Genomic DNA, 26,528 nt, shown 5'->3' on the forward strand with positions numbered 1-26,528 from the left:
GCTCCCGTCCTGGCGCGGTGCGCGGCCCGGCTCGCGTTTGCGCGGCCGTCGCGTAGGCGACGAAGGAGCAAGCGGCGGTCGCGCAAACGCGAGCCACAAGGGGGCCGCGAACACCCAGCGCCGCAGGCGCTGGAAAAACCAACACAGCCCGGCTCGCGTTTGCGCGGCCGTCGCGTAGGCGACGAAGGAGCAAGCGGCGGTCGCGCAAACGCGAGCCACAAAGGGGCCGCGAACACCCAGTGCCGCAGGCGCTGGAAAAACCAACACAGCCGCAGGCGCTGCCATAAATCACAGACTGAGCGTGGCCCGCAGGCGGGCGTCGAGGGATTCCGTCTCCTCCGGGGAGAGCATGCCGAGATGTTCGGTGAGCCAGGGGCGATAGGCGCGGTGCAGTTTCAGGGTGTCGGCCCAGCCGTGCTCGGTGAGAGTGGCCAGCACATGCCCGGGGTCGGCGTCGCGCAACGGGACGACCTGCAGCCAGCGATAGCGCGAGGTGATCACCGCCGAGTCGGAGACCAGCACGACCGTCATGCGCCGCGGGAAAGGGGTGCCGTCACTGAGCGTCGGGGCGTAGCGCCAGATCTCGCCGCGTCTCATGCGGCGCCGGCGGCATCGTCTTCGGCGGCCTGGGTGAGCGTCACGTCCTCGTAGGCCGCGGCCAGTTCGGCCTCATCGTCGATGGCCAGTGCGGTCAGGCTGTCGTGCACGAGCGTGGAGCGCAACGCGGCGTTGATCACCGCCGACAGGCTGCGGTTCTGGCGATCGGCGACCTCTCTGGCCCACTCGGCCACCTGTGGATCCAGCGTGACGGTCACGCGCGTCGCCTTGCTCATACCGAAATGCATACCAGAGCGATGCAACGCCGGGAACACGGCCGCGGCAAAGCTCGCGCCGGTTCGAAGTCGCGCGGGGCTTTCCTGCGCTTCGGCCACTACAGTCGATCCGTGGCCAGCAAATCCACCGGGTCGGCGATCGAGCTCGAGGTCGGCGACCATACGATCCGCGTCTCCAATCCCGACCGCGTCTACTTTCCGGAGAGCGGCGCCACCAAGCTGGATCTGGTGCAGTACTACCTGAGCGTCGGGGACGGCATCGTCAACGCGCTGCGCGACCGGCCCTGCATGCTGCACCGGTTTCCGAAAGGACTCGCGGGCGACAAGGTGCATCAGAAGCGGCTTCCCGCCGGCGCGCCGGACTGGATTCCGACTGTGCGGGTGTACTTCCCGCGCTATGGGAGGCATGCCGACGAGCTGTGCGTCGAGAAGCTCGCCGACGTCCTGTGGGCGGTGCAGATGTCCACGGTCGAGTTCCATCCGTGGAATTCGCGCGCCGCCGACACCGAGCGTCCGGACGAGTGGCGCATCGACCTCGACCCGATGCCGGATTGCCCGTGGTCACGAGTGCAACGGGTCGCCGGGGTTGTGCACGAGGTTCTCGACGAGATCGGGGCCGCCGGGTGGCCGAAGACCTCTGGCGGCAAGGGCATGCACGTGTACGTGCGGATCGCGCCGGATCAGGGATTCCAGGACGTGCGCCGCGCGGCGCTCGCGTTCGCCAGGGAAGTCGAGCGGCGGGCGCCCGACGACGTGACCACCACCTGGTGGCGGCGCGACCGCGATCCGAAGATGCTGTTCGTCGACTACAACCAGAACGCCCGCGATCACACCATCGCCGCCGCCTACTCGGTGCGCGGCGTCCCCGCCGCCACGGTCTCCACACCGGTACGCTGGGACGAAATTCCCGACATCGATCCGCGCGACTTCACCATGGCCTCCGTTCCCGCTCGCTTCGCCGAACTCGGCGATCTGCACGCGGGCATGGATGACGCGGTGTTCCACCTGGATCCTCTCCTGGAGTGGGCCGAGCGGGACAAGGTGGACGTGGAGCTCGACGAGGAGCAGAGCGAGGCCTAGCGCCGCGCCGAAGGCACACCCTGCGACCGGTCGGCGCACGCCGGGCGGTGTTACGGTCGCAACGTCTCGCTCGCGACCACGTTCCTACTGCTCCGAAGGAGGTCCGTCCATGAACCGAGCGGCAGTGACGATCGCGATCGGCCCCGCCGACCCACCTCCCACGCTGCTGGAGAAGGCCGTCGTGGGGGCGGGGGCCACCCTCTCCGATCTCGGCGAGGCGCGCGGGCTGATCTGGGCGGGCGACGCCTGCGAGTTCCCGGACGAATTACCCGCCGGTGTGGAGTGGGTGCAGCTTCCGGCCGCGGGCGTCGAGGACTGGTTCGCCGCGGGCGTCATCGCCAGGCATCCCGGTGTGCGATTCACCTCCGCCGCAGGCGCTTTCGCGGCGAGCGTGGCCGAGCACGCGCTCATGCTGCTGCTCGCGGGTGTCCGGTATCTGCCCGAGCATCTGCGCGCGTCGGACTGGCGGCAGCAGGACTTCTTTCCGCACGTCGGCACGCTGCGCGGCAAGACGGTGACGATCGTGGGCGCGGGCGGCATCGGCCGCGCGCTGATCCCGATGCTGGTTCCGCTCGGCGCGCACATCATCGCGGTGAACCGCAGCGGGCGTCCGGTCACCGGCCCCGGCATTCCCTCTTCGGTCGAGACGATTTCCGCCGACCATCTGGGCCGGGTCTGGCCGCACACCGATCACGTGGTGATCGCCGCCCCTGCCACGCCCGCCACCAGGCATCTCGTCGGCGCGGACGAACTCGCGCGGCTCAAGCCGTCCTCGTGGATCGTCAACGTCGCGCGCGGCAGCCTCGTCGACACCGACGCGCTGGTGGCCGCGCTGGCCTCCGGCGCGATCGGCGGCGCGGGCCTCGACGTCACCGACCCGGAGCCGCTCCCGGCCGGTCATCCCCTCTGGTCGCTGCCGAATGCCATTGTCACTCCTCATGATTCGAACCCGCCGCAGCTGCGGTTGGCGGCCTTCGCCGACCATGTCGAAGCGAACGTCTCGCGGTTCCTCGAAGGCCGCCAGCTGTTGGCGCCGATCGACCCCGCGCGCGGGTACTGAGAGTGTTCGCGCACAAAAGAATTCGAGCCAAGAGTGCCTCGGCATTCGGCGGTGATGGACGCGCCGGGCATGATCCGCGCGACCCCTTCCGCTGCCAGGCGCAGCGTGCCCGCCACGGCGGAAAGCGCTCAGGGGTGCCGGTCGCGCGTTGTCCGGTGACGAGTCGGGTGGCTCGCCCGCTCGGCATCAGCCGGACAGCGCCCGGCCGAGAATCTCCTCGATGACCTCGCTCTCGGCGTTCGCGTAGTGCTGCACGAACTTCCAGTCCCGCCGCGCGAGAGCTCTTTTCGTACGCTCGTAATACTGCCGGTCTTCGTCGTGCGTACGCAGCCGGTCGCGGAAGGCGAGGATCCGCTCGATCTCCGGTGCGCCCGAATCTGGTGCGAACACATGCAGATTCACGCTTCGTCGCGCACCGCTCTCCACCCGGCGGACAAGACAGCGATGCTGATACCAGTCCGGTTGCCGGACGCGCAGCGCGTACCCGGCAGCTTCGAGAGCCGGTAGATATGCGGCTTCGTCGTCGGCGTCGGGAACCAGCACCAGGATGTCGATCAGCGGCTTGGCCGCGAGACCGGGAACCGACGTGGAACCTGTGTGCTCGATCCGCAGCGCCACTTCGCCGAGTGCCGCGCGTATCACGGCTTCTTCCTCGGCATACCAGTCCGGCCACGCGGGGTTGCAATCCTCCAGAACCACCTTGACCGCATAGGGCTCCACCTCGCCGACCGTCGCCGCCGCGATCTCGTCGTCGCCCAACGTAGCCACACGTCACGGTAGCCGGGCCGGATTACCTTCCTCAAATGTGCCATTGACAACTGGCACATTCATGGCTGATTCTTAGCGCATGACAAGGTCAACGAGGACCTCGGTCCCCGGCGTTCCCACCAAGCCCTCGACCCGCGCCACCATGGCCGCGGCGGCCACCAGGCTGACGCTTCGGCCGGTGAACTGCGCGGTGCCGATGAACGCGCCGGGCGTCTGGTTCGCACGCAAGCTCATCGCCACACTGATGGCCGTCGGCGGTCCCGTGCCGCCCGGTACGTCCGTCACCCAGGTCCGGTCGGGCGCGGTGCGGGGCGAATGGGTGCGGGCGGCGGGCGTGCCGTTCGGGACACGAGCCGTCTACTACATCCACGGCAGCGGGTATGTGATCTGCTCGGCGCGCACGCATCGCGCTCTCGCGGCCCGGCTGTCGGCGAAGACCGGGCTTCCGGTCTTCCTCACCGACTATCGCCTCGCGCCCGAACACCGGTTCCCCGCCGCCGCCGACGACGTCGAGGCGGGTTACCGCTGGCTGCTCGGCCGGGGCATCGCCGCGGACGATCTGGTCATCGCCTGCGACTCCGCTGGCGGCCATCTCGCATTGGACCTACTCGTCGAGAACGGACGACACCGCCGCCCGCAGCCCGCGGCCGTCGCGATGTTCTCCCCGCTGCTGGATCTGACCCTCGGCTTGGCGGCCGAGCGGGAACGCGTCCGGACCGATCCGTTGATCTCGGCCGCCGCCGCGAGCAGGCTGCCCGCGGCCTACACCAACGGCCACCCGGCCGACGCCGCGCGCCTGCGGCTGACCATCCCGCGGGGTCTCGCGCTGCCGCCGATCCTGGTGCAGGTCGGCGGCACCGAGATGCTCGCCGCCGACGCACGGGCGCTGTGCGAGATGGTCCGGCGCGCGGGCGGCCGCTGCGAACTCGAGATCTGGCCTGGGCAACTACACGTCTTCCAGGCCCTTCCCCTGGTGGTGCCCGAGGCCGACCGAGCCCTCGCACGTGCCGCCGACTTCCTGCGCGCGGCGCTGGTCGCTACCTCCGGTACGGAAAAGGTGAGCTGAGATGTTCGGATTGGACAAGCTGGTGGCCCTGGGCCGGGCCCGGCGCACGCACGGTGCGCGAGCCGTGGTCACCGGCGCGGGCAGCGGCATCGGCCGCGCGTTCGCGCTGGAGATCGCCGCCCGCGGCGGCCGGGTGATCTGCGCCGACATCGATGAGGCGCGCGCCGACGAAACGGTCGCCCTGATCGAACGCGCCCACCCGGGTGCCGCGCACGCCTTCCGCTGCGACGTGGCGCAACGCGAGGACGTGGAGTTGCTCGCCCGCTTCGCCGAAACGCTTTTCGAGCGCCCGGCCGACCTGGTGATCAACAACGCCGGCGTCGGGATCGGCGGAAAACCCGTGGGGCACATCGGCTTCGACGACTGGCAGTGGGCACTGGGCATCAACCTGTGGGGAGTGGTGCACGGCTGCGAGGTCTTCGCCCCGCGCCTGCGGGCCGCCGGACGCGGCGGCATCATCAACGTCGCCTCGGCCGCCGGATTCGCCGCCGCGCCCTCCATGGCCGCCTACAACGTGTCCAAGGCCGGTGTGCTGTCGCTGTCGGAGACCATGGCCGCCGAATTGAGCGGCACCGGTGTCGCGGTGACGGTGCTGTGCCCGACGTTCGTCCGCACGAACGTCGCGCGGGACGGCCGGATCACCAAGGAATCGGCGCAACTGGCCGACTTCCTCATGCGCTGGACCGGCTTCTCCCCCGAGCGCGTCGCGCGCACCGCCCTGGACGCGCACGACCGCGGCCAGCTCTATGTGCTCCCCCAACTGGACGCGCACGCCGTATGGCTGCTCAAGCGGTGCTTCCCCGCGCAGTACACCTACGTCCTCGGGCTCCTGGAGCGGCTGCTGCCCCAGGACCATTCGACCACCACCGACCGCACGCCGGTCACCGACAAGACAGGAGTCTGACATGGCTGCCATCGCGATGGACTTCGACGACATGCTCCGCAAGATCAAGGACCGCCAGTGGGCGCTGGCCGACATCGATTGGGACGCGCCGGGCCGCGAGACCATCACGCCCGAACTGCACGCCAAGCTCAAGCCGTTCATGGCCGATCTGATGTGGATCGAGAACGTCGGCGCGCGCGGCTTCGCGGCGATGGCCAAGAAAGCGCCCACCGAGACGCTGCGCGAGATCTACCGCTACTTCCACGCCGAGGAGCAGAAGCACGCCAACGCGGAGCTCGCGCTGATGCGCCGGTGGGGCATGCTCGACGGCGACGAGATCCCGCAGCCGAACGTGAACGTCAAGCTGGTGATCGACTTCCTGGACAAGTACTCCGACGACATGTCGCTGTCGTTCCTCGGCACCGTGATCCCGATGCTGGAGGTCGCGCTGGACGGCGCGCTGATCAAGTTCATCATGGACGAGATCGAGGACCCGGTCTGCCAGGAGGCGTTCAAGAAGATCAATTCCGACGAATCCCGGCACCTGGCCGTCGATTTCGCCGTGATGGATCTGCTCGGGCACGCGGAGATGCGCAAGCTGTTCATCGACCTGGTCGGCGGCTGGGCCAAGCCCTCGCTGATCATCGGCGTGCTGAGCTACGTGCCGCTGCTGAACAAGATGCGCGACAACATCGTCGCGATGGGCGTGGACGAGGAGAAGCTCTACGGCGCGCTCAAGCGGTACGCGAACGTCGGCGAGCGCAGCGAATTCGCGCGCAGGCTGCCGATGTACCAGATCGTGAAGACGCACGGCGGCTGGGTGATCGACCGCGGTCACCCCTACCACCTGGTGGCCGACGCGCTGGTGAAGATCACCGGGTTGCTGCCGAGGGCACTGCTGCGCAACAACCCGACCTGGTCGAAGGAACTGACCTACGAGCCCGCGGCATGACAGGGAACCCGATGAGCACGCACACCCTCGACGTCGCCGTGATCGGCGGCGGCTTCGCCGGAATCGGCACGGCCATCCGGCTGAAGCAGAGCGGCATCCACGATTTCGCGATCTTCGAGCGCGGCGCCGCGATCGGCGGCACGTGGCGCGACAACACCTATCCCGGTGCGGCGTGCGACATTCCGTCGCGGTTGTACTCCTACAGTTTCGCGCCGAACCCGGATTGGTCGCGCACCTACTCCGGGAGCAACGAGATCCTGGGCTACATCGAGGCGATGGCCACGGAATTCCGGCTCGGTCCGCACCTCCGCTTCGGGCACAACGTCACCGGCATCGTGTTCGACGAGCAGGCCGGAGTCTGGCAGATCACGATCGAGGGCCACGCCGAGCCGATCCTCGCCCGCACCGTGGTGCTGGCGTCCGGGCCGCTGGCCAACGCGAGTCTGCCGGATATCCGCGGCATCGAGACGTACCAGGGTCACAAGATCCACAGCGCCCGCTGGGATCACGACTACGACTTCACCGGCAAGCGAGTCGCGGTCGTCGGCACCGGAGCCAGCGCGGTCCAGATCATCCCGGAGCTGGTCGGCAAGGCCGCCTCGGTCAAGGTGTTCCAGCGCACGCCCGGCTGGGTGCTGCCGCGGGTCGACCGGCAGACCAACGGCCTGACCAAGGAGCTCTACCGCCGCGTGCCGGCCGCCGAACAGCTGGCCCGGCGCGCCTGGTTCTACGGACACGAGTCGGTGGCGCTGGGCGTGGTGTGGAATACGCCGCTGACCAGGGTGGTCGAGCTGGTCGGCAAGGCACAGCTGCGCAGGCAGGTCAAGGACCCCTGGCTGCGCCGCCAGCTCACCCCGGACTTCCGGGCGGGCTGCAAACGCCTGCTGATGACCGACGACTACTACCCCGCCCTCCAGCGGGACAACTGCAAGCTGATCACCTGGCCGATCGCCCGGATCTCCGAGCACGGCATCCGCACCGCCGAAGGCATCGAGCACCAGGCGGATTGCATCGTCTTCGCGACGGGGTTCGACGTCTCCAAGACCGGGACGCCCATTCCGGTGGCCGGGCGCGACGGCCGGATTCTCGCCGACGAATGGGCGCGTGGCGCCTACGCCTTCAAGAGCGTCGCCGTCTCCGGGTATCCCAACCTGTATTTCACCTTCGGACCCAATTCCGGGCCGGGGCACAACTCGGCGCTGGTGTACATGGAAGCCCAGATCGACTACCTCGTCGGCGCGATCGGCGTCATCCTGGACCGGGACCTGCGCATGCTCGACGTGCGGCAGGATCGGCAGGACCTCTACAACGCCGCCATCCAGCGCAAGCTCTCCGCCACCACCTGGAACTCGGGATGCCGCAGCTGGTATCTGACCGAGGACGGCTTCAACGCGACGATGTATCCGGGCTTCGCCACGCAGTACGTCCACCAGCTGCGCGCGGTCGATCTCGACGACTACCTCGTGGTCGAGCAGACCGCCGACCAGCGGCGACAACGAGTGGCACCGGTTTCGTAGGTGCCGGGAGACCGGCGGCGCGGACGATAGACTCGGTCCGCAGGGAGTTCAGCGGCGCGCCGCCGGTCCATCGGCGCCTGGTCAGCGAGGGAGGTGAGGTCGACGCCGGAGTACCGGATCGATGACCTCGCGCGCGCCGCGGGCACCACCACCCGCAACGTGCGCGCTTACCAGGAACGCGGACTGCTGCCGCCGCCGGTCGGCAAGGACGGCAGGGCCAGCATCTACGACGACGCGCACCTCGAACGGCTCCGCCTGATCGACGCGCTGCTGCAGCGCGGTTTCACCACCGCGCACATCGCCGACTTCATCACCAGCTGGGAGACCGGCAAGGACCTCACCGAAGTGCTCGGCCTACAGCACGCCGTGACGGCGTCCTGGGCCAAGGACGAGACCTTCGAGGTGCCCCGCGAGCTGATCGGCACCATCCTCGGCGCCGACGCCGACGAACTGGTCGACCGGCTGCGCGAGATGAAGCTGGTCCGGCTGGAGGGCGACACGGTGGTGTTCACCGAGACCCAGCTGCTCACCTCGTTCGCCGAGTTGCACGAGTACGGCCTGGAACTGCGCACACTCATCGAGATCTACGCCAAGGTGGCCGACCGCATCGATGACATCACGCACATCATGATCACCGCGGCCAAGCAGCACATCATCGATGAGCACGGGCCCGGCTGGATGCCCGACACCAGCGGCGAAATCGCGGACACCACAACGATGCTCAACAAGATGCGCGAACTGGCGGTGGCCTCGGTGCACGCCACGCTCGCCCGCTCACTCGACGTCACGCTGCGCCGCGAACTGGGCGATTATCTCGCCACGGCGGCCGAGCGAGAGAAACAGCGCAGCGAATCCGGCCGCGACGTACCCTCCTAGACAAGCGCAGAGTGCCGACCTTCGACGGATGGAGTCGCAGTGGCGTCCGACCGACCGAGAATCCCTCCGCTGCCGCTGGTACGGGCCGTCGAGTCGGTGCGCGGCGCGTTGGCTCTGGCGTTTCGCAAGCTGGTGCCCGGGCACGTCGCACTGATGGAACTGATCGCCGCCGGGTGGATCACGCAGGCCATCCACGCCGCCGCGGTGCTCGGCGTGGCCGACGAACTCGCGGCAGGACCGCGCTCGGGTGCGGAACTCGCGGCAGCGGTGGGCGCCGACGAGGGCGCCCTGCGCCGATTGCTGCGACTGCTGATCAGTCACGGCATCTTCACCCAGCGGCGCGACGGGCGCTACGCGCTGACGCCGATGGCACGAGCCCTGCGCCGCGATGCCGACGTGTCGTTGCGCGACGCGGTGCTGTTCTTCGGTTCGCCCGGGCACCGCAATCACTGGTCGCATCTGGTCGACGCGGTGCGCACCGGGGAGCCGGTCGGCGAGAAACTCGACGGGATGCCGTTCTTCGACTACGTCCAGCACGATCGCGAACTCGGCGAACTGTTCGACCGCGCGATGACCAGCATCGGCACCTTGGCGATGGAACCGCTGTTCGCGGCCTACGATTTCGGCCGCTTCGAGACCCTGGTCGACGTAGGCGGGGGCGAAGGGACGCTGCTCACCGAGATCCTGCGCCGCGCGCCCCGATCACGCGGGATTCTGTTCGACCTGCCGGAGGTGGTGGCCGACGCGCCCGCTCGGCTCGCCGAGCTCGGTCTCGCCGATCGCTGCGCGGTGCGCGGCGGATCGTTCTTCGACAGCGTCCCCGAGGGGGGCGATGCCTACCTCCTCAAGCACATTCTGCACGACTGGGCCGACGCGGACGCCGGGCGCATTCTGCGCACGCTACGTGCGGCCATGGCCCCCGACGCCCGGTTGCTGATCGTCGAACTGGTCGTCCCCGAACACACCGCGCCGCATCCGAGCAAGTACATCGACCTGGAGATGCTGGTCAACGCGGGCGGCCGGGAACGCACCGAGGCCGAGTACCGCGAGTTCCTCGCCCGGCACGGATTCACGCTGACCAGGCGCGTGCCGACGGCCTCACCGGACAACGTGCTGGAGGCGCGGCCGAGCTGACCGCCGCGATCCCGGAACGCCGGCAGCCGAAACGTCTTCGCTGATCGTCGGCTACGGCGTCGCGGCGGGGACGAGGAACGCGAGGGTGGCGATTCCCACGGCGCCGTCGGCCACGCAGGTGACGCGCATCGGCTTGCCGACCGGCGTCTGCTGCGATTCGAAGCCGCTGTAGTAGCCGAACACCGGCCCGGACCGCCCCGACGGCTGGAAGAAGCCGAGACATTCGGCCTCCAGCACCGAGGCTCCCTCGCCGCTGTGGCACAGCGCGGCCGCGTCGGTGACGCCTCGGTCGACATAGCAACCGGCCGGTTCCGCTCCGGCGGGCCCGGCTCCGGCCCAGCCGAGGCCGCCCGCGAGGAACAGCAGAACGGTTCCCGCGCCCACTCGCCGTATCGTGGTGTGCACCGCAATCCCTCCTCGGCAGATCTCAGCCATACCCGGTTGTTGCCGTGCGGGGTAGTCGCTTCGCCCACGCGTCGCGAAACCTTTCTGATATTCCAGCAGAACCGGAGCGGACGGTCGAGCACGACACCGCCTCGAAATCGCGGTTTTTCAGGACGGATTCCGGAAGGCCGTGGCGTCCCCATGCGGTACATCTCTTGTCCCGGCGTCGGGACCGCTAGGCTACGAGCAGCATTGGCGGGTTCGGTGAGGATGTGATTCGGCCGTGGAATGGACCTTCACTCCGGACGAGTTCGCCTATATCTGGCGCGAGACCGACCTGGATCGCCACCCCTACCCGCTGCGCATCCTGGAGACGCCCCGCACCGAGGACGAGGCCGAGAAGTTGCGCATCGCCCTCGCCGAGCGGCTGCCGCTGCGCTCCGACCCCGACCTATCGGCCTGCCTGCGCATTCTGGCCGAACCGCACACCAGGATCGTGGCGATCGGCGGCTCCCATCAACCGGGCAGTGAACTACGGTTGCTCGCCGCCGCCATCTACGATCGCGCCGTGCTCGCGGTGCAGGAACCCGGCGCAGGCCCGGATTTCGGTGGCCGCGTGCGCATTTCGATCGGACACAGCACCAAACTTGGCCGACGGATCGCGGGCCTGCTGCCGAGGACGCCCGCGGGCCGCGAACCCGCTCGGGTCGCGTCCGGTGACGCGGTACGCGACCAGGAGACCGTGCGCGCGCGGCAACAAGCGGCGCCCCGAATCCGCAAGCTGCTGCTCGAACCGCATACCGCCGAGGGCCACATCAGAATCGAACCGCGACTGGATCGTCCCACTCCGCCCCCACCGATCCACTACACCTGGATCGATGTACGCGACGACGGAAGATACCTGATCAAAGCGGGCGACGAAGTGCGGATCGCCCCCGCTTCCGCTGAGCAGATCGCCCTCCAATTGCAAAAGCGCATACCGGTATAGCTCGTTTCGCGGCCGTGGCCGCCGACTAATGCTGACCCGGCACCGGGCTTCCGGTTAGTCTGAGGCGGACCGACCGATCTCAGGGGTGAGCGATGACGATCGAGACAAGCCGAGCCGAGATCGCCCGATTCAAGGAGGCCGCGCAGAGCGGGACCGTCCAGTTCGATCCGGCGGCGGCTCGGCAGTGCGCTGAAATGTACGAGCGGCAGGCCGATCGGCTGCTCCACCTACAGCAGCGCCTCCAATCCGCCGCGGATCTAGGTGGTTTCGGCGGATTCGTCTCCGCACAGCAATTGCAGGCCGGTTTCAGCCACAAGGCGCGGGACGCGGCCGCGCTGCTCGACCACTACATCGAAGCGGCCTACCGCATGAAGGAAGCGTTCTTGATCAGCGGAGGACTGTTCGAAGAGGCCGACGCCGCGAGCGCCGCCGCCCTGCGCGCGGTCCAGACGAGGTTGCCCCGATGAGCGGTTCCGATCCCACCTACATCAGCTCGATGGAGCATTTCGAATCCCTTCGGCACGAGGAGATCTACGCGAAGGCGCAGCAGATCGACGCCGCGCAGGTACTGCGCGCCTCGACGATCTGGGTCGAGGCGGCAGGGGCGCTCACCACGTCGTTCCCACTCACTCGCGGCAGTGTGGACCGCGTGATGGACACCGCCGGATGGAAAGGCGCCGCCGCCGACGCCGCGCAGGCATGCGCGCGCAGTTTCGCGGCCTCGGCCGACGAGCTGGCCGCGGTGCTCGGTCAAGTGGGCGCCCGGCTCGGCGGGGTCGCCGCGGCCGCCGAGGCGGTGAAACTCGCGGTGGTGCCGCCGGGCGCTTCCGGGCCGGTCGGCGCGATCGCGCGACTGCTGGAAGCGGCGCATGTGATCAACGCGCAGATGGCACAGGAGGCGCTGCGCCAGGAAGCCGTGCTCGCGATGAACATGGTCTACAAGCCCGCCTACTCCGCCGCGGGAACCGCCGTGCCCGCGCTGCCCGAACCACCCGCTGTCACGGCGCCGGCCGCACCACAGGCGCTCTCCCCCGGCACGCCGAGGTACTCGACACCCGAGCCGGTGCTGCCGGACGACGAATCAGCACCGGGCACAACGCAACCCGCACCTGATACCACGCAACCCACACCCGACGCTCCGGAATCGTCCGCGCCGTCCCACCCGCCGTCATCGCCGACACAACCGGCGCCGGACGCACAGCAGACTCCCTCGGCGCCACCCACCCAGCAGACGCCACCACCGCAGCAGTCCCCCTCCACCGAGACCCCGGCACCGCAGCAAGCTCCGTCCACCCAGACGCCGACGCCACAACCCACGCCGTCGCCGTCCCCCGAGCCCGCGCCGCAGACACAGCAGGCGCCCTCGACCACACCTCCACCGCCGAGTCCTGCTCCCGCACCGGACATTCCGGAGCCCGCACAACCGCCCAGCTCGTCGGCACCCCCACCGCCCGCACCGCAAACCCCGGAACCCGTGCAACCGCCGAACTCGTCGGCGCCCCCACCGGCTACCGAACCACCCGCACCGGTCCCCGAACCGGCACAACCGCCGAGCTCGTCAGCACCTCCACCGCCACCACCCGCACCGCAAACCCCGGAACCGGCGCAACCACCGAGCTCGTCGGCGCCGCCACCGCCCGCACCGCAAACCCCGGAGCCCGTGCAACCACCGAGTTCATCGGCTCCCCCACCGCCCGCACCGAGCCCACCACCGCCCCCGCAATCCCCGGCTCCGGGGCCCGGGGTTCCACTGCCCGATCCGGGTGGCCAACCCGGCGTCACCGGCCCGGTGGAAGGCAACCAGCAGCAGATACCGACGACCAACCAACCGGGCGTCGTCCCGTCCTGAGGCCGGTCCGCCGCCTCGGTCACCACACCGAGGCGGCGGGGAGTTCCCGGCAGCATCGCGCCGGGCGCTCAGCGCATCTCGGATGCGGATGGTGTCACCCACGCCGTCTGTACAGCTCCCGGCCGTCACCGCACACCCTGATGTCGACCGGTTGCGAGCCCAGAACCGCTTCGTGTCGACGCGACGGCCACCGGCGGACAGCGTTCGGCCGATCCGCGATCGACCCGCCCGTGCTCGCGAAATACTCACCTGGGGTGCACCAGCAGAAGATGAGTTTCTCAGGTTGGGCCCCGGGGCGTCAGGTCGGGGACGAAAGAGCGCATGGCTTTTCCCGACCTGCCCGCAGCCAGTGCCAAATCAGACCTTGACCAGGTCGTCGGCGTGAATCACGGGGCGTTGCATCGTGTCGGGGAGTTCGGCGGTGGAGCGGCCGAGCATGCCCGCCAGTTCGGTGCTGTCGTATTCGACGACGCCACGGGCGACGACGCGGCTGTCGGGGGCCACCAGGTCCACCACGTCACCGCCGTAGAAGCGGCCCCGCACGCCGACGATCCCGGCCGCGAGCAGCGATCGGCGCCGGTGTGCCACCGCTTGGACGGCGCCGTCGTCGATGAGCAGGGCGCCGCGGCTGTCGGCGGCGTGCCGGACCCAGAATTTGCGGGCGGACAGGCGCACCGGGCGGGCGGCGAACGCGGTGCCGACGGTGCCGGTGGTCAGAGCGGTGGCGGCCGACGAGGCGGCGGCCAGCAGCACCGGCACGCCCGCGTCCGCGGCCAGACGCGCCGCCGACAACTTCGACGCCATGCCGCCGGTGCCGAGCGCGCCGCCGCTGCCCGCGATGACGCCGTCCAGGTCGGCACTGCTGCGCACCTCGGGGATCAGCGTGGCCGCGCCCTTGCGCGGGTCGCCGTCGTAGAGGCCCGCCACGTCCGACAGCAGTACCAGCGCGTCGGCGCCGACCAGGTGGGCGACCAGCGCGGCGAGCCGGTCGTTGTCGCCGAAGCGGATCTCTTCCGTTGCCACGGTGTCGTTCTCGTTCACCACGGCCACCGCGCCGAGCGAGCGCAGGCGGTCGAGGGTGCGCTGGGCGTTGCGGTGATGCTCGCGGCGGGCGAAGTCGTCGGCGCTCAAAAGCACCTGCCCGACCGTGCGGTGGTACCGGGCGAACGACGTGCCCCAGGCGTGCGCGAGCGCCAGCTGCCCGACGCTCGCCGCGGCCTGCTTGGTCGCCAGATCACGCGGACGGCTGGTCAAGCCGAGTGGCGCGATGCCCGCGCCGATCGCACCCGAGGACACCACCACCACATCGGATCCGGCGCGCATCCGCGCCTCCACCGCGTCGGCGAGCAGATCCAGCCGCGCGGTGTCCAAGCCGCCTTTCAGACTGGTCAGCGCCGACGAACCGATCTTCACCACGACCCGGCGCGCCGCCGCGATCGCCCGCCGCGCCTCGCTCAGTTCCGACGAATCCGTCTCGGCAGTCATGGATTTCATCTGCATCGCCACCGAACTCCCTGCGCCACAATCGAATCCACGTCAGCCGGGACCGTTGCCCCGACCATACCCGGACCGCCCGCGATCGAGCCCGCCGAACGCGGCACCCGCCGCGAGCGCACGACCCGACCGTCGTCCACGTCTACTCCTCGTCTTCCCGCACCAAACCGCGGCGCACCCGGGACGCGTGCTTGCGCTCGGCCGCGCTGACCCGGTCGGTCTGCTCCAGCCGGATGTCGGTGCCGCGCCCGGTGGGCACCATGTCGATGCCCGCCGAGATCTGGGGTTCCCACTCGAATGTCACGTCGCCGATGGTCACCGGCGCTCCCGGCTCCGCGCCCAGCCGCACCAGCTCGTCTTCCACGCCGAGGCGGGCCAAACGGTCGGCCAGGTAGCCGACGGCCTCGTCGTTGTCGAACTGGGTCTGTCGCACCCAGCGCTCCGGCCGGGTGCCGCGCACGATGAAGCCACCCGGCTCCTCCGGGTCGGCGAGCACGCTGAACCCCGTGTCGTCCACCGCGATCGGGCGGATGACCGGGCGCTTGGGCGCGGCCTGCGGATGCTCCTCGCGGTACCGGCGCACCAGGTCGGCGAGGGCGAAGGTCAGGGGGCGCAGGCCCGCCCGGCTCACCGCGGAGATCTCGAACACCGGCCAGCCGCGCTCGGTGAACTCCGCGGTCACCATCTCGGCCAGTTCGGCCGCGTCGGGCACGTCGATCTTGTTCAAGATCACCACACGCGGCCGGCCCGCCAGGTCGCCGAGTTCGGCGTCCGCGCTCAGCGCGGGCTTGTAAGCGGCGAGTTCGGCCTCGAGCGCGTCGACGTCGGACACCGGGTCGCGGCCCGGCTCCAGCGTGGCGCAGTCCACCACGTGGGCGAGCACCGCGCAGCGCTCGAGGTGCCGCAGGAAGTCCAGGCCCAGACCGCGCCCCTCGCTGGCCCCGGGGATCAATCCGGGCACATCGGCGACGGTGAAGGTGGTGTCACCGCTGGCGACGACGCCGAGGTTGGGCACCAGTGTGGTGAACGGATAGTCGGCGATCTTCGGCTTGGCTGCCGACAGCACCGAAACCAGCGAGGACTTGCCTGCCGAAGGGAACCCCACGAGACCGACGTCGGCGACCGACTTCAGCTCCAGAACCAGGTCGAGTTCCTCACCGTCCTCGCCGAGCAGCGCGAAACCCGGCGCCTTGCGGGCCTTCGAAGCCAGCGCGGCATTGCCGAGCCCGCCGCGACCGCCGCGCGCGACGATGAAGCGGTTACCCGAACCGACCAGGTCGACGAGCACCTTGCCGTCGTCGTCGAGTACGACGGTGCCGTCGGGCACCTTGAGCACCAGATCGGCGCCCTGCTTGCCGTCGCGGTTGCCGCCCTCACCCGGCTTGCCGTTTCCCGCCTTCGCGTGCGGGTGGAAATGGAAGTCCAGCAGGGTGTGCACGTTGGCGTCGACCTCGAGGATGACGTCGCCGCCGTTGCCGCCGTTGCCGCCGTCCGGCCCGCCGAGCGGCTTGAACTTCTCACGGTGCACCGAGGCGCAACCGTGGCCGCCTTTACCCGCACGCACATGCAGTACGACACGGTCGATGAACTTGGACATACGCCGAATCATCCTCCTTCGGGACTGGTCGTACCGGGACTGCTCGTTCGAGAACACGAAAAACGGGCCAGGGTTTCGAGACCCTGACCCGCTCGCTGTGTATCCGGAAGTGGTTCGGCGGTCAGGCCTGAACCGGCTCCGGGGCCACGATGTTGACGGTCTTGCGTCCACGCTTGGTGCCGAACTCGACCGCGCCCGCCGACAGGGCGAACAGGGTGTCGTCACCGCCACGACCGACGTTCACGCCGGGGTGGAAGTGGGTGCCGCGCTGACGCACGAGGATCTCGCCCGCCTTGACGGTCTGGCCGCCGAAGCGCTTGACGCCGAGTCGCTGGGCGTTGGAATCACGCCCGTTGCGGGAGCTGGACGCACCCTTCTTGTGTGCCATAGCTGGTTCTCCTCGGGATGTCTTACTTGATGCCGGTGACCTTGAGGACCGTCAGCGGCTGACGGTGACCCTGGCGCTTGTGGTAGCCGGTCTTGTTCTTGAACTTGTGGATGCGGATCTTCGGGCCCTTGGTCTGCTCGACCACCTCGGCGGCCACGGAGATGTCGGCCAGCTTCGCGGCGTCGGTGGTCAGCTCGGCGCCGTCGACGACGAGGACCGGATTCAGCGCCACGGCGGTGCCCGGCGCGCCCTCGATCTTCTCGACCTTCACCAGGTCACCGACCGCGACCTTGTACTGCTTTCCGCCGGTCTTGACGATCGCGTACGTTGCCATCGGTCGGCTGCCCTTCTTCCTGTAGTGCTCGGCACTCGTTCACGCGGCGACACCTCCGGTTTGATGCCACCGGAAACCGCCACACGACTGGTCTGGTAATCGCCACCGCCTCGGCATCTGGTGGCTCTCGGTACTGAACTGTCGAGAACCGGGCCACGGAGACAAAACATGTTGTCACCGGGCAGCGACTGTCCAAGATTACAGGACGGCCACCGCCACGACCAAACCGGCGCTCACCCCCGCTGCCGGGCGATGCCACCGGTTCGCTGCCGAGACGCACGTGGCCCCCGCCGGAGATGCCGGCGAGGGCCACGGAACGTGCGCGACGACTCAGTGCGACGCGTCCGGCGCGCCCGCCGGGCGGCCGACCGCCCGCCTGCGCGGCCGTCCGCGCTGCGGCAATTCGACCGGTTCCGGCTGGGAGTAGTCGATCGCGGGCGCGGGCGCCTGCTCCCCGGTGGGCAGCACGAACACCGCTCCCGAACTGTCCGCGGCGGGCGCCGCGGCCGAACGGGCAACCTTCCGGCGACGAGACGGACGGCCCGCTCCCGGCTCGGCGACACCGTTGGCGGCGGCACCGTTCTCCGATGCCGGGACGGACTCGGCAGCCGGAACCGGCTCGACGACGGGCTCGGCCTCGGGAGCGGGCACCGGCTTCTCGACGGCGGCGGGCTCCTGCGCAGGGACCGGCTCGACCAGCTCGACTTCCTCGATGACCTCGACCACTTCGGCGGGCTCGGTCTCCGGCTCCTCGGCGGGCACCGCCACGGCGGCCTCGACGGTCTCGGCGACCACACGCTCGTCGGCGGGCTGCTCGGCGCTCGCGGCCCGCGACTCGGCGGTGGTCTGCTCGGCCTGCTCCGGCTCCTCGCCGGTCTCCTCCGAGTGGTGCGCGGCCATCGCGAGCGCGACCGGATGCGCCCGTTTGACGGCCGCATCTTCCTCGGGCTCGATCGCGGGTCCGGACCCGTTGGCGGGCTGTGCCGGTGCCTGCGCGCTCTTGTCCCGGCCACGACGCCTGCGCGAACCGCTCTCCTTGGTGCGCCCGGCGGCCTCTTCGCCGGAACCGGGCTCCACCGGGTAGGTGTGCACGAGGATGCCGCGTCCGTGGCAGTGCTCGCAGGTGGTGGAGAACGCCTCGACCAGGCCGGTGCCCAGCTTCTTGCGGGTCATCTGCACCAGGCCGAGCGAGGTGACCTCGGAGACCTGGTGGCGGGTGCGGTCCCGGCCCAGCGCCTCGGTGAGGCGGCGCAGCACCAGGTCGCGGTTGGACTCGAGCACCATGTCGATGAAGTCGACGACGATCATGCCGCCGATGTCGCGCAGCCGCATCTGGCGCACGATCTCCTCGGCCGCCTCCAGGTTGTTCCTGGTGACGGTCTCCTCCAGGTTGCTGCCGCCGGAACCGGTGAACTTGCCGGTGTTCACGTCGATCACCGTCATGGCCTCGGTGCGGTCGATCACCAGGGTGCCGCCCGAGGGCAGCCACACCTTGCGATCCAGCGCCTTGGCCAGCTGTTCATCGATCCGGTAGGTCTCGAACACGTCGACGCCGTTGTTCTCGTGCCGGTTGACCCGGGCGAGCAGGTCCGGCGCGACGGTGCCGATGTACTTCTCCACCGTGCTCCAGGCCCGGTCGCCCTCGATGACCAGCTTGGAGAAGTCCTCGTTGAACAGGTCGCGGATGACCTTGACCAGCAGGTCCGGCTCTTCGTAGAGCGTCTTGGGCGCGTTGTTGTCCTTGCCCGTCTGCTGCTGGATCGTGCGCCAGGTGGCCTGCAGCCGCTCCACGTCGCGGGCCAGCTCGGTCTCGCTGACGCCTTCGGAGGCGGTGCGGATGATCACACCGGCATCGGAGGGCACGATGTCGCGCAGGATCTCCTTCAAGCGCTTGCGCTCGGTGTCGGGCAGCTTGCGGCTGATCCCGGTGGAGGTGCCGCCGGGCACGTACACCAGGAAGCGCCCGGCCAGGCTGATCTGCGTGGTCAGACGAGCGCCCTTGTGGCCGACCGGGTCCTTGCTCACCTGGACCAGCACCTGGTCGCCCGGCTTGAGCGCCTGCTCGATCTTGCGCTCCTTGCCGCCGAGCCCGGCGGCCTCCCAGTTGACCTCACCGGCGTAGAGCACGCCGTTGCGGCCGCGGCCGATGTCGACGAACGCGGCCTCCATGCTGGGCAGGACGTTCTGCACCCTGCCGAGGTAGACGTTGCCGACCATGGACGCCGACCCTGTGCTCGTCACGAAGTGCTCGACCAGGACGTTGTCCTCGAGCACGGCCACCTGCGTCGCGGTGGGGTGGTCGGGGAAGGACTTCTCGCGCACGACCATCACGCGATCGACGGCTTCGCGCCGGGCCAGGAACTCCGACTCGGTCAGGATCGGCGGACGGCGGCGGCCCGCTTCGCGTCCGTCGCGACGGCGCTGCCGCTTGGCCTCCAACCGGGTGGAGCCGGTGATGCCCTGGACCTCGTCGGCCGCGGCGGCGCGGCTCCGGGTCTTGTTGCGCGGTTCGCGCTCGTGCACGACCGTGTTCGGCGGATCGTCGTCGGCCGATTCGCTATCGCCCGACTCACCGGCCACCTTGCGGCGACGGCGGCGACGGCGACGACGGGTGGAGCCTTCCGGCGCACCGTCCTCGTCCTCCCCCTCGCCCTCGGCGGTCTCGGCGGTCTCGGCGGACTCCGCCGCCTCGGCGGACTCGGTGGTCTCGGGAGCCGATTCGTCCTCGTTCTCGGACTCGTCGCCATCGCCATCGCCATCGCCGTCGGACTGCTGCTCCCCACGGCCGCGTCCGCGTCCGCGGCGACCACGGCGCCTGCGGCGGGGCTGTCCTTCGTCATCCTGCTGGTCGGCCGACTCGCGCTCGTCCTCGACGGGCTCGGTCTCGTCCTCGGCGGGCTCGGGCGCCCGCTCCTCGGTACGCCGAGTGTCGCGCTCGGCGCGACGCTGCTTACGCGCCTGCTCGGCCGCCGCGGCGTCCGGCGACAGGAACAGCGGCGCCTGCACTGCGGCGGCGGCCTCGAACACCGCCGGGGCCACCGGCTCGGGCTCCGGTCGCTCCGAGTGCGTGAACAGTTGCGTGTGCTGGGTAGCCGACGTGCCGGTCGGCGCGGGCGTGGCGCCCGGCACGTCCGGCGCGGAGAAGAGGACCCCGGCCCCGGTGAAGGGCGTGTCGGCGGGCGCTTCCCGCCCGGATCCAGCCGGTCCGCCGGCGACCGGGGCGTTCGCCGCATCCGCTGTGGCGTCTTCGGGAGGCTCGGCGGTCTGCGCCGGCGCAGAGGCGTCTACCTGGCCCGCGGCGGGCTGCGCGGCCGCGGCGTCCGCCTCGACCGTCACCAAGGCGTCGCGCACCGACTCCGCGACGGCCCGGTCGACGTTCGACTGGGCGCTGCGCGCGTCCGCCCCCATTTCGGTCAGCTTGGCCAGGATGCGCTTGCTCGTTACCCCCAGCAGCTTGGCGAGTGCATGAACTCGGATTCGCTCCGGCAATTGTTCGGCATCCTGTGATGTTGTTTCCAGCGGCTCTTGATCGGCCACGAAGTCTCCTCGGGCCCCCGGGCGCGTCCCTCCCGGCGGGAGTGACGCGGCCGACGCGGGGGCGCTGTCCGTTCGACCCGCACCCGGTGGGCGCGAGTTCAAGTGGTCTCGCCCCGCGTGCCCGGTTATCTCTCGGTTTTTCGTCGTTCGGGCTAACTGGTCACGCGGCGCCTGGCTGTATGGCTGAACTCCGCGGTACGAGCGCTCATCCAGCGTGCCTGCGCGGACAGCCGACCCTGTAACCAGGCCTTTTGTCCATGGCAGCGATGATCGGCATCGAACCGTGGTGTCATCCGGCTGCGCTCGTCACGTCTCGTTCGCGCACCTGCACGAACAGTCGGCATCGAAAGCAGCCGATGCCAGTATCCCACACCGCGCGCCGGGCGTTCGCCATCGGCGCTCGAACCGGTCCGGCCCGCGGCGCGAACACGCCGGTCGCGGCGGCGCGGGCACGGCGCTCGGGACTCGGTCAGGCGGGCCGGTCGGGGAACCAGAGGGCGATCTCGCGCTTGGCCGATTCGGGTGAATCCGAGCCGTGCACCAGGTTCTCCTGGGTCTCCAGAGCGAAGTCTCCGCGAATGCTGCCGGGCACGGCCTTCTCCACCGGGTCGGTGCCGCCCGCGATCTGGCGGAAGGCGGCGATGGCGCGGGGGCCTTCCAGGATGGCCGCGACGACCGGGCCCGAGGTGATGAACTCGATCAGAGACCCGAAGAACGGCTTCTCGGCGTGCTCGGCGTAGTGGCCCTCGGCCAGTTCCGCGGATACATGCTTCAGTTCGAGGGCGGCGATCTTCAGGCCCTTGCGCTCGATACGTGCCAGCACCTCGCCGACAAGGCCACGGGCCACACCGTCCGGCTTGATGAGTACCAACGTCTGTTCAGTCACGGCGCACAGCCTATCCGGCACACTTCCGGGCACCGCACCAGCGGTCGGACCGACCGGCGTACCGGCGGCGCACGGCCGCGCCCGCGTGCCCTGGGGCTACGACCGCTGGATGCGCTGGCTGGGCAGCAGGCCCTTCTCCATCCGGCCGCGCACGTCGGCGCGCAGCACCAGCAGGAAGCCCCAGACCACGGCGAACACCACGCCGATGACGCCGATGGACACGTGGATGAACGCGCCGAGCAGGACGAGCACCTGGAGCGCGAGGTTGAACGGCAGCGCCCAGGAGCGCCGCTGCACCCCCGCCCCGAGGAACATCACCACCGCGAGCACCACGAGGTAGGTGCCGGACAGCCAGGTCACCCCGCCGCCGACGTCGGCGACCACCGGCAGCGCCAGCAGCACCACGATCGCCTCGAGCACCAACGTTCCCGCCATCACCCCGCGGAAACCCTTCCACGGGTCGGTCGCGGGCGCGGGTACCGCTTGCTCGCCTGGCTCGGCCGGTTCGCTCATGCTGTGCCCTCCTCGGCATCCGCCGGGCTCTCATGGTGTCCGGCGTTCGTGCGGCGGTTTCCGACGAGCGCGGACCCGCCGTGGTCACCCAGGCCACCGGCGCTCACGCCGGGTCCTTCCCGAACAGCGCGCGGGCCGCTCCGGCCGTGACCACCGATCCCGTCACCACCACTCCCGCGCCGGAGACCATCTCGCCCGCCTCGCCCACCTCTTCGGCGATCGCGATGGCGGTCTCCAGCGCGTCGGGCAGGGTGGCGGCGGAGACCACGCGCTCGTCGCCGAACCGCTGCACCGCGAGGTCGGCGAGGGTCTCCACGTCCAGCGCGCGAGGCGAACCGTTGCTGGTGACGACGATCTCGTCGAACACCGGCTCCAGGGCGGCGAGGATGCCCTCGGCGTCCTTGTCGCCGAGCACCGCGACCACACCGACCAGCTTGCGGAAGTCGAACTCCTCGGTCAGCGTCGCGGCCAGCGCTCGCGCGCCCGCCGGATTGTGCGCGGCGTCGATGAAGATGGTGGGCGCGTTGCGCATCCGCTCCAGCCGCCCGGGGCTGGTGACGCTCGCGAAACCGGCGCGCACGGCGTCGATGTCCAGTTTGCGCTGCGCGCCCGCGCCGAAGAACGCCTCCACCGCCGCGAGCGCGAGCACCGCGTTGCGCGCTTGGTGCTCGCCGTGCAGGGGCAGGAAGATCTCGTCGTACACCCCGCCCAGGCCCTGCAATTCGAGTTGCTGGCCGCCCACCGCGATCTGCCGGGCGAGCACGCGGAACTCGGCGCCTTCGCGCGCGACCGCCGCGTCCACCGCCACGGCGCGGCGCAGCAGCACCTCCATCGCCTCGGGGTCCTGCTCCGCGATCACCGCGACGTTGTCGCGCGGTACCAGGCTCTCGGGTGCCCGCTTGATGATCCCGGCCTTCTCCCCCGCGATCGAGGTCAGATCCGGGCCGAGGTAGTCGGTGTGGTCCAAGCCGATCGGTGTGATCACCGCGACCTGCCCGTCGACGACGTTCGTGGCGTCCCAGGTGCCGCCCATCCCCGTCTCGACGACCGCGACGTCGACCGGCGCCTCGGCGAAGGCCGCGAAGGCCATGCCGGTGAGCACCTCGAACTTGCTCATCGCAGGCCCGCCCGCGGCCGCCGACTGCTTGTCGATCATCTCGACGAAAGGCAGCAGCTCGCGGTAGAGCTCCACGTAACGGGCCGGGGTGATCGGCGCGTTGTCGATGCTGATGCGCTCGGTGGCCAGCTGCAGATGCGGGCTGGTGATCCGGCCGGTGCGCCGATGCAGCGCGGTGAGCAGCGCGTCGATCATCCTGGTCACCGAGGTCTTGCCGTTGGTGCCCGCGATGTGGATCGCCGGGTAGTTCTGCTGCGGCGAACCGAGCAGGTCCATCAGCGTGGCGATCCTGGTGAGCGACGGCTCGATCTTGGTCTCCGGCCAGCGCCGGTCGAGTTCCGCCTCGACCAGCGCCATCTCGGCCAGTTCCACCGGCGACGGACCGGAGCCCAGTCGCGCTCCGCCGCCACGGCGCTCGTCGTCGCCGTATTGCGGTTCCGGCTCGTGGTTCACTTGCCGCTCAACTCCGCCAGTCGCGCCCCGATGCGTGCCACCTCGTCGGAGGCGACCTGCTGCCTGCCGCGGATCTTGTCGACCACGTGCTCGGGCGCCTTGGCCAGGAACGCCTCGTTGCCGAGCTTGGCCGCGGTGCCCTGCAATTCCTTCTGCGCGGCGGCCAGATCCTTCTCCAGCCTGCGGCGTTCGGCGTCCAGGTCGACCGCGCCCGAGGTGTCCAGCTCCACGGTGACCGTCCCCGCGCTCAGGCGGACCTCCACCGACGCGGTCGCGGCGAAGCCGGCGCCGGGCTCGGTCAGCCGCGCCAGGTTCGCCACCGACGCCGCCTGCTCGCCGAGCCCCGCCTCGTCGACGCCGATCAGCTTGGCCGCGACCTTCTGCTTGTCGGCCAGGCCTTGGTCGCTGCGGAAGCGCCGGATCTCCGTGATCAACCGCTGGGTGTCCGAGACGCGTTGTGCCGCTTCCTGATCCGCCTGCACCCCGGAGGCCTGCGGCCACGGCGCGATCACCACCGACGCACCGCCGGTCAGCGCCTGCCACAACGACTCGGTGACGAACGGGATGACCGGGTGCAGCAGGCGCAGCACCGCGTCGAGCACCGATCCGAGCACCAGCTGGGTGGCCTCGGCGCGGGCGCCGTCAGCGGCGAACTGCACCTTGGCCAGCTCCAGGTACCAGTCGCACAGCTCGTCCCAGGCGAAGTGGTAGAGCGCCTCGCAAGCCTTGCCGAACTCGTAGGCGTCGAAGGCGGCGTCGGCTTCGGCGCGCACCGCATCCAGCCGGTCCAGGATCCAGCGGTCGGCGTCGGTGAGCTGCGCCCGATCGGGCAGATCGCCCACCCGTGCGCCGTTCATCAGCGCGAACTTGGTCGCGTTGAACAGCTTCGTCACGAAGCTGCGCGAGGCGAGCACGTGCGGCTCGCCGACCGACAGGTCACCGCCGGGCTGCGCGCCGCGCGCGAGGGTGAACCGGGTGGCGTCGGCGCCGAAGGTGTTGATCCAGTCCAGCGGGTCGATGCCGTTGCCGCGCGATTTGGACATCTTCTTGCCGAACTGGTCGCGGATCAGGCCGTGCAGGAACACGTCTTTGAACGGCACCTGCCGCTCGCCGCTCTTGCCCGCGGTGAGCGCGGCGTCCTCGGCGACGTAGGTGCCGAACATCATCATCCGCGCCACCCAGAAGAACAGGATGTCGTAGCCGGTGACGAGCACGCTGGTGGGATAGAACTTCTCCAGCTCGGCGGTGGCGTGCGGCCAGCCCATCGTGGAGAACGGCCACAGGCCGGAGGAGAACCAGGTGTCGAGCACGTCCGGGTCCTGCACCCAGCCCTCCGGCGCCTGCTCGTCGGGCCCGACGCAGGCCACTTCGCCCTCGGGCCCGTACCAGATCGGGATGCGGTGGCCCCACCACAGCTGACGCGAGATGCACCAGTCGTGCATGTCGTCGACCCAGCCGAACCAGCGCGGCTCCTGGCTCTTGGGGTGGATCACGGTGTCGCCGCTGCGCACGGCGTCACCGGCCGCCTTGGCCAGCGACTCGACCTTGACCCACCACTGCATGGACAGGCGCGGCTCGATCGGCTCGCCGGTGCGCTCGGAGTGCCCGACGCTGTGCAGGTACGGCCGCTTCTCGGCGACCACCCGGCCCTCCCGCGCGAGCCGCTCACGCACCTTGACGCGCGCCTCGAACCGGTCCATGCCGTCGAATTCGGTTCCGGTGCCGGTGATCCGCCCGCGCTCGTCCATGATCGTCGGCATCGGCAGGCGGTGCCGCAGACCCATCTCGAAGTCGTTGGGGTCGTGCGCCGGTGTGATCTTCACCGCGCCCGAGCCGAACTCGGGATCGACGTAGTCGTCGGCGATGATCGGAATCTGCCGCCCGGTGATCGGATGTTCCAGGGTGGTGCCGATCAGGGCCCGGTACCGCGGGTCTTCCGGATGCACGGCCACCGCCGTGTCGCCGAGCATGGTCTCCACCCGGGTGGTGGCCACGACGACGTGCGGCCGGTCGTCGTCCAGCGACCCGTAGCGCAGCGAGACCAGCTCGCCTTCCACGTCCTCGTACTTGACCTCGATGTCGGAGATCGCGGTGCGCAGCTCCGGCGACCAGTTCACCAGCCGCTCCGCGCGGTAGATCAGGCCCGCGTCGTAGAGCCGCTTGAACATGGTCTGCACGGCGCGCGAGAGGCCCTCGTCCATGGTGAAGCGGTCCCGGCTCCAGTCCACGCCGTCGCCGAGCGCGCGCATCTGCCACTGGATGGCGCCGCCGGACTCCCGCTTCCAGTCCCAGACCTTCTGCACGAACAGTTCGCGGCCGAAGTCGTCCTTGGTCTTGCCGTCCACCGCGAGCTGCTTCTCCACCACGGTCTGGGTGGCGATGCCCGCGTGGTCCATGCCGGGCAGCCAGAGCACCTCGTAGCCCTGCATGCGCTTGCGGCGCGACAGCGTGTCCATCAGGGTGTGGTCGAGCGCGTGGCCCATGTGCAGGGTGCCGGTGACGTTCGGCGGCGGCAGCACGATCGAGTAGGCCGGCTTGCCGCTGCCCGGGTCGGCGGTGAAATAGCCCGCGTCTACCCAGCGCTCGTACATCTCGGCCTCCACCTCGCTGGGAGTCCAGCTCTTGGGGAGGGCATCGGCACGATTACGCGTGTTGTCAGGGGCTGCGCTGGTCACCCCGCGATTCTAGAGCGCTTCGATCCGCCGACTTCGGGTCGGTCGGCCCGGTCACCGCTCCCGCGGAGCCGCCGGTGGGCGTCACGCCGGAAATCGGAGGCATTTCCGCCCGCCGAGTGGCGCTCGATACGAACCGTACGGAGC

General features: G+C 69.9%; 24 protein-coding genes. 11 read left to right on the top strand and 13 right to left on the bottom strand.

Features of this window, described 5'->3' with window-relative positions:
* Window positions 1-288: 288 nt before the first annotated feature.
* Complete coding sequence (locus ABZ803_RS32355; RefSeq protein WP_040865510.1) at window positions 289-597, bottom strand: hypothetical protein; 309 nt, start codon at window positions 595-597, stop codon at window positions 289-291.
* The gene (locus ABZ803_RS32360) at window positions 594-932 is read right to left on the bottom strand and encodes a hypothetical protein (protein WP_357045183.1); all 339 of its coding nucleotides are present in this window, start codon (window positions 930-932) and stop codon (window positions 594-596) included. Before ABZ803_RS32360 ends, ABZ803_RS32355 begins: the two co-directional genes overlap by 4 nt.
* A gap of 12 nt (window positions 933-944) precedes the next feature.
* Here ABZ803_RS32360 and ligD point away from each other — a divergent pair, with 12 nt between their 5' ends.
* Together ligD and ABZ803_RS32370 are read left to right on the top strand one after the other, a co-directional pair.
* Window positions 945-1,913 carry a non-homologous end-joining DNA ligase gene (ligD, locus tag ABZ803_RS32365; RefSeq protein ID WP_357045185.1) on the top strand — a complete coding sequence of 323 codons (969 nt, stop codon included), beginning with the start codon at window positions 945-947 and terminating at the stop codon, window positions 1,911-1,913.
* A 109-nt stretch (window positions 1,914-2,022) separates the two neighbouring features.
* The gene (locus ABZ803_RS32370; RefSeq protein WP_357045187.1) at window positions 2,023-2,973 is read left to right on the top strand and encodes a D-isomer specific 2-hydroxyacid dehydrogenase family protein; all 951 of its coding nucleotides are present in this window, start codon (window positions 2,023-2,025) and stop codon (window positions 2,971-2,973) included.
* Window positions 2,974-3,159: 186 nt separating this feature from the next.
* Here the strand turns inward: ABZ803_RS32370 and ABZ803_RS32375 are convergent, their stop codons facing one another.
* Window positions 3,160-3,741, bottom strand: a complete 582-nt coding sequence (locus ABZ803_RS32375) for a GrpB family protein (RefSeq protein WP_357045189.1) — start codon at window positions 3,739-3,741, stop codon at window positions 3,160-3,162.
* Between the two features lie 79 nt (window positions 3,742-3,820).
* On the opposite strand from ABZ803_RS32375, the gene ABZ803_RS32380 reads away from it, so the two are divergent.
* The 6 genes from ABZ803_RS32380 to ABZ803_RS32405 all read left to right on the top strand — a co-directional run bounded on the left by ABZ803_RS32380 (window position 3,821) and on the right by ABZ803_RS32405 (window position 10,169).
* Complete coding sequence (locus ABZ803_RS32380; protein WP_357045191.1) at window positions 3,821-4,807, top strand: alpha/beta hydrolase; 987 nt, start codon at window positions 3,821-3,823, stop codon at window positions 4,805-4,807.
* Between the two features lies 1 nt (window position 4,808).
* A complete protein-coding gene (locus ABZ803_RS32385; RefSeq protein WP_357045193.1) occupies window positions 4,809-5,711 on the top strand; it encodes an SDR family NAD(P)-dependent oxidoreductase in 903 nt (300 codons plus the stop codon).
* Between the two features lie 10 nt (window positions 5,712-5,721).
* On the top strand, window positions 5,722-6,642 hold the full coding sequence (locus ABZ803_RS32390) for a hypothetical protein (RefSeq protein ID WP_062977520.1): 921 nt from the start codon (window positions 5,722-5,724) through the stop codon (window positions 6,640-6,642).
* An 11-nt stretch (window positions 6,643-6,653) separates the two neighbouring features.
* Window positions 6,654-8,159, top strand: a complete 1,506-nt coding sequence (locus tag ABZ803_RS32395; protein ID WP_357045195.1) for an NAD(P)/FAD-dependent oxidoreductase — start codon at window positions 6,654-6,656, stop codon at window positions 8,157-8,159.
* A gap of 93 nt (window positions 8,160-8,252) precedes the next feature.
* Window positions 8,253-9,035 carry a MerR family transcriptional regulator gene (locus ABZ803_RS32400; protein WP_357045197.1) on the top strand — a complete coding sequence of 261 codons (783 nt, stop codon included), beginning with the start codon at window positions 8,253-8,255 and terminating at the stop codon, window positions 9,033-9,035.
* 39 nt (window positions 9,036-9,074) lie between these two features.
* Window positions 9,075-10,169: a methyltransferase gene (locus ABZ803_RS32405; RefSeq protein WP_357045199.1), complete on the top strand. Its 1,095-nt coding sequence runs from the start codon at window positions 9,075-9,077 to the stop codon at window positions 10,167-10,169.
* Between the two features lie 51 nt (window positions 10,170-10,220).
* Here the strand turns inward: ABZ803_RS32405 and ABZ803_RS32410 are convergent, their stop codons facing one another.
* Window positions 10,221-10,574 carry a hypothetical protein gene (locus tag ABZ803_RS32410; protein WP_357045201.1) on the bottom strand — a complete coding sequence of 118 codons (354 nt, stop codon included), beginning with the start codon at window positions 10,572-10,574 and terminating at the stop codon, window positions 10,221-10,223.
* Window positions 10,575-10,836: 262 nt separating this feature from the next.
* Here ABZ803_RS32410 and ABZ803_RS32415 point away from each other — a divergent pair, with 262 nt between their 5' ends.
* From ABZ803_RS32415 to ABZ803_RS32425, 3 genes are all read left to right on the top strand, one after another.
* A complete protein-coding gene (locus ABZ803_RS32415) occupies window positions 10,837-11,541 on the top strand; it encodes an ESX secretion-associated protein EspG (protein ID WP_357045203.1) in 705 nt (234 codons plus the stop codon).
* Between the two features lie 92 nt (window positions 11,542-11,633).
* Window positions 11,634-12,008 carry a hypothetical protein gene (locus ABZ803_RS32420; protein ID WP_357045205.1) on the top strand — a complete coding sequence of 125 codons (375 nt, stop codon included), beginning with the start codon at window positions 11,634-11,636 and terminating at the stop codon, window positions 12,006-12,008.
* Window positions 12,005-13,390, top strand: coding sequence for a hypothetical protein (locus tag ABZ803_RS32425; RefSeq protein WP_357045207.1), 1,386 nt, complete (start codon window positions 12,005-12,007; stop codon window positions 13,388-13,390). Before ABZ803_RS32420 ends, ABZ803_RS32425 begins: the two co-directional genes overlap by 4 nt.
* A 357-nt stretch (window positions 13,391-13,747) precedes the next feature.
* On the opposite strand, the gene proB is transcribed toward ABZ803_RS32425, so the two are convergent.
* The 9 genes from proB to ABZ803_RS32470 form a co-directional block, all read right to left on the bottom strand.
* Window positions 13,748-14,848 carry a glutamate 5-kinase gene (gene proB, locus ABZ803_RS32430; RefSeq protein ID WP_357045326.1) on the bottom strand — a complete coding sequence of 367 codons (1,101 nt, stop codon included), beginning with the start codon at window positions 14,846-14,848 and terminating at the stop codon, window positions 13,748-13,750.
* A 178-nt stretch (window positions 14,849-15,026) separates the two neighbouring features.
* A complete protein-coding gene (obgE, locus tag ABZ803_RS32435; RefSeq protein WP_040865499.1) occupies window positions 15,027-16,481 on the bottom strand; it encodes a GTPase ObgE in 1,455 nt (484 codons plus the stop codon).
* A gap of 121 nt (window positions 16,482-16,602) precedes the next feature.
* Complete coding sequence (rpmA, locus tag ABZ803_RS32440; protein WP_043688634.1) at window positions 16,603-16,869, bottom strand: 50S ribosomal protein L27; 267 nt, start codon at window positions 16,867-16,869, stop codon at window positions 16,603-16,605.
* A gap of 22 nt (window positions 16,870-16,891) precedes the next feature.
* Window positions 16,892-17,203, bottom strand: coding sequence for a 50S ribosomal protein L21 (rplU, locus tag ABZ803_RS32445; RefSeq protein ID WP_062977502.1), 312 nt, complete (start codon window positions 17,201-17,203; stop codon window positions 16,892-16,894).
* A gap of 330 nt (window positions 17,204-17,533) precedes the next feature.
* Window positions 17,534-20,740: a translation initiation factor IF-2 N-terminal domain-containing protein gene (locus ABZ803_RS32450; RefSeq protein WP_357045210.1), complete on the bottom strand. Its 3,207-nt coding sequence runs from the start codon at window positions 20,738-20,740 to the stop codon at window positions 17,534-17,536.
* 469 nt (window positions 20,741-21,209) lie between these two features.
* Entirely contained in the window at window positions 21,210-21,626 is a 417-nt protein-coding gene (ndk, locus tag ABZ803_RS32455; RefSeq protein ID WP_062977506.1) for a nucleoside-diphosphate kinase, read from the bottom strand.
* A gap of 96 nt (window positions 21,627-21,722) precedes the next feature.
* A complete protein-coding gene (locus tag ABZ803_RS32460) occupies window positions 21,723-22,139 on the bottom strand; it encodes a DUF4233 domain-containing protein (protein ID WP_357045212.1) in 417 nt (138 codons plus the stop codon).
* Between the two features lie 103 nt (window positions 22,140-22,242).
* Window positions 22,243-23,613 carry a folylpolyglutamate synthase/dihydrofolate synthase family protein gene (locus ABZ803_RS32465; protein WP_357045328.1) on the bottom strand — a complete coding sequence of 457 codons (1,371 nt, stop codon included), beginning with the start codon at window positions 23,611-23,613 and terminating at the stop codon, window positions 22,243-22,245.
* A 92-nt stretch (window positions 23,614-23,705) separates the two neighbouring features.
* Window positions 23,706-26,384, bottom strand: coding sequence for a valine--tRNA ligase (locus tag ABZ803_RS32470; protein ID WP_357045214.1), 2,679 nt, complete (start codon window positions 26,382-26,384; stop codon window positions 23,706-23,708).
* Between the last annotated feature and the right edge of the window lie 144 nt (window positions 26,385-26,528).

The sequence above is a fragment of the Nocardia sp. NPDC047648 genome (genome assembly GCF_040642815.1).
GTDB classification, from domain to species: Bacteria; Actinomycetota; Actinomycetes; order Mycobacteriales; family Mycobacteriaceae; genus Nocardia; species Nocardia gamkensis.

Bases quoted from the DNA above. Each gene is read 5' to 3' on its own strand.
- obgE (WP_040865499.1), bottom strand. From the start codon at position 16,481: ATGTCCAAGTTCATCGACCGTGTCGTACTGCATGTGCGTGCGGGTAAA.
- ABZ803_RS32370 (WP_357045187.1), top strand. From the start codon at position 2,023: ATGAACCGAGCGGCAGTGACGATCGCGATCGGCCCCGCCGACCCACCT.
- ABZ803_RS32355 (WP_040865510.1), bottom strand. From the start codon at position 597: ATGAGACGCGGCGAGATCTGGCGCTACGCCCCGACGCTCAGTGACGGC.
- ABZ803_RS32380 (WP_357045191.1), top strand. From the start codon at position 3,821: ATGACAAGGTCAACGAGGACCTCGGTCCCCGGCGTTCCCACCAAGCCC.
- ABZ803_RS32420 (WP_357045205.1), top strand. From the start codon at position 11,634: ATGACGATCGAGACAAGCCGAGCCGAGATCGCCCGATTCAAGGAGGCC.
- ABZ803_RS32460 (WP_357045212.1), bottom strand. From the start codon at position 22,139: ATGAGCGAACCGGCCGAGCCAGGCGAGCAAGCGGTACCCGCGCCCGCG.
- rpmA (WP_043688634.1), bottom strand. From the start codon at position 16,869: ATGGCACACAAGAAGGGTGCGTCCAGCTCCCGCAACGGGCGTGATTCC.
- ABZ803_RS32385 (WP_357045193.1), top strand. From the start codon at position 4,809: ATGTTCGGATTGGACAAGCTGGTGGCCCTGGGCCGGGCCCGGCGCACG.
- ABZ803_RS32395 (WP_357045195.1), top strand. From the start codon at position 6,654: ATGAGCACGCACACCCTCGACGTCGCCGTGATCGGCGGCGGCTTCGCC.
- ABZ803_RS32425 (WP_357045207.1), top strand. From the start codon at position 12,005: ATGAGCGGTTCCGATCCCACCTACATCAGCTCGATGGAGCATTTCGAA.
- ABZ803_RS32465 (WP_357045328.1), bottom strand. From the start codon at position 23,613: ATGGCGCTGGTCGAGGCGGAACTCGACCGGCGCTGGCCGGAGACCAAG.
- rplU (WP_062977502.1), bottom strand. From the start codon at position 17,203: ATGGCAACGTACGCGATCGTCAAGACCGGCGGAAAGCAGTACAAGGTC.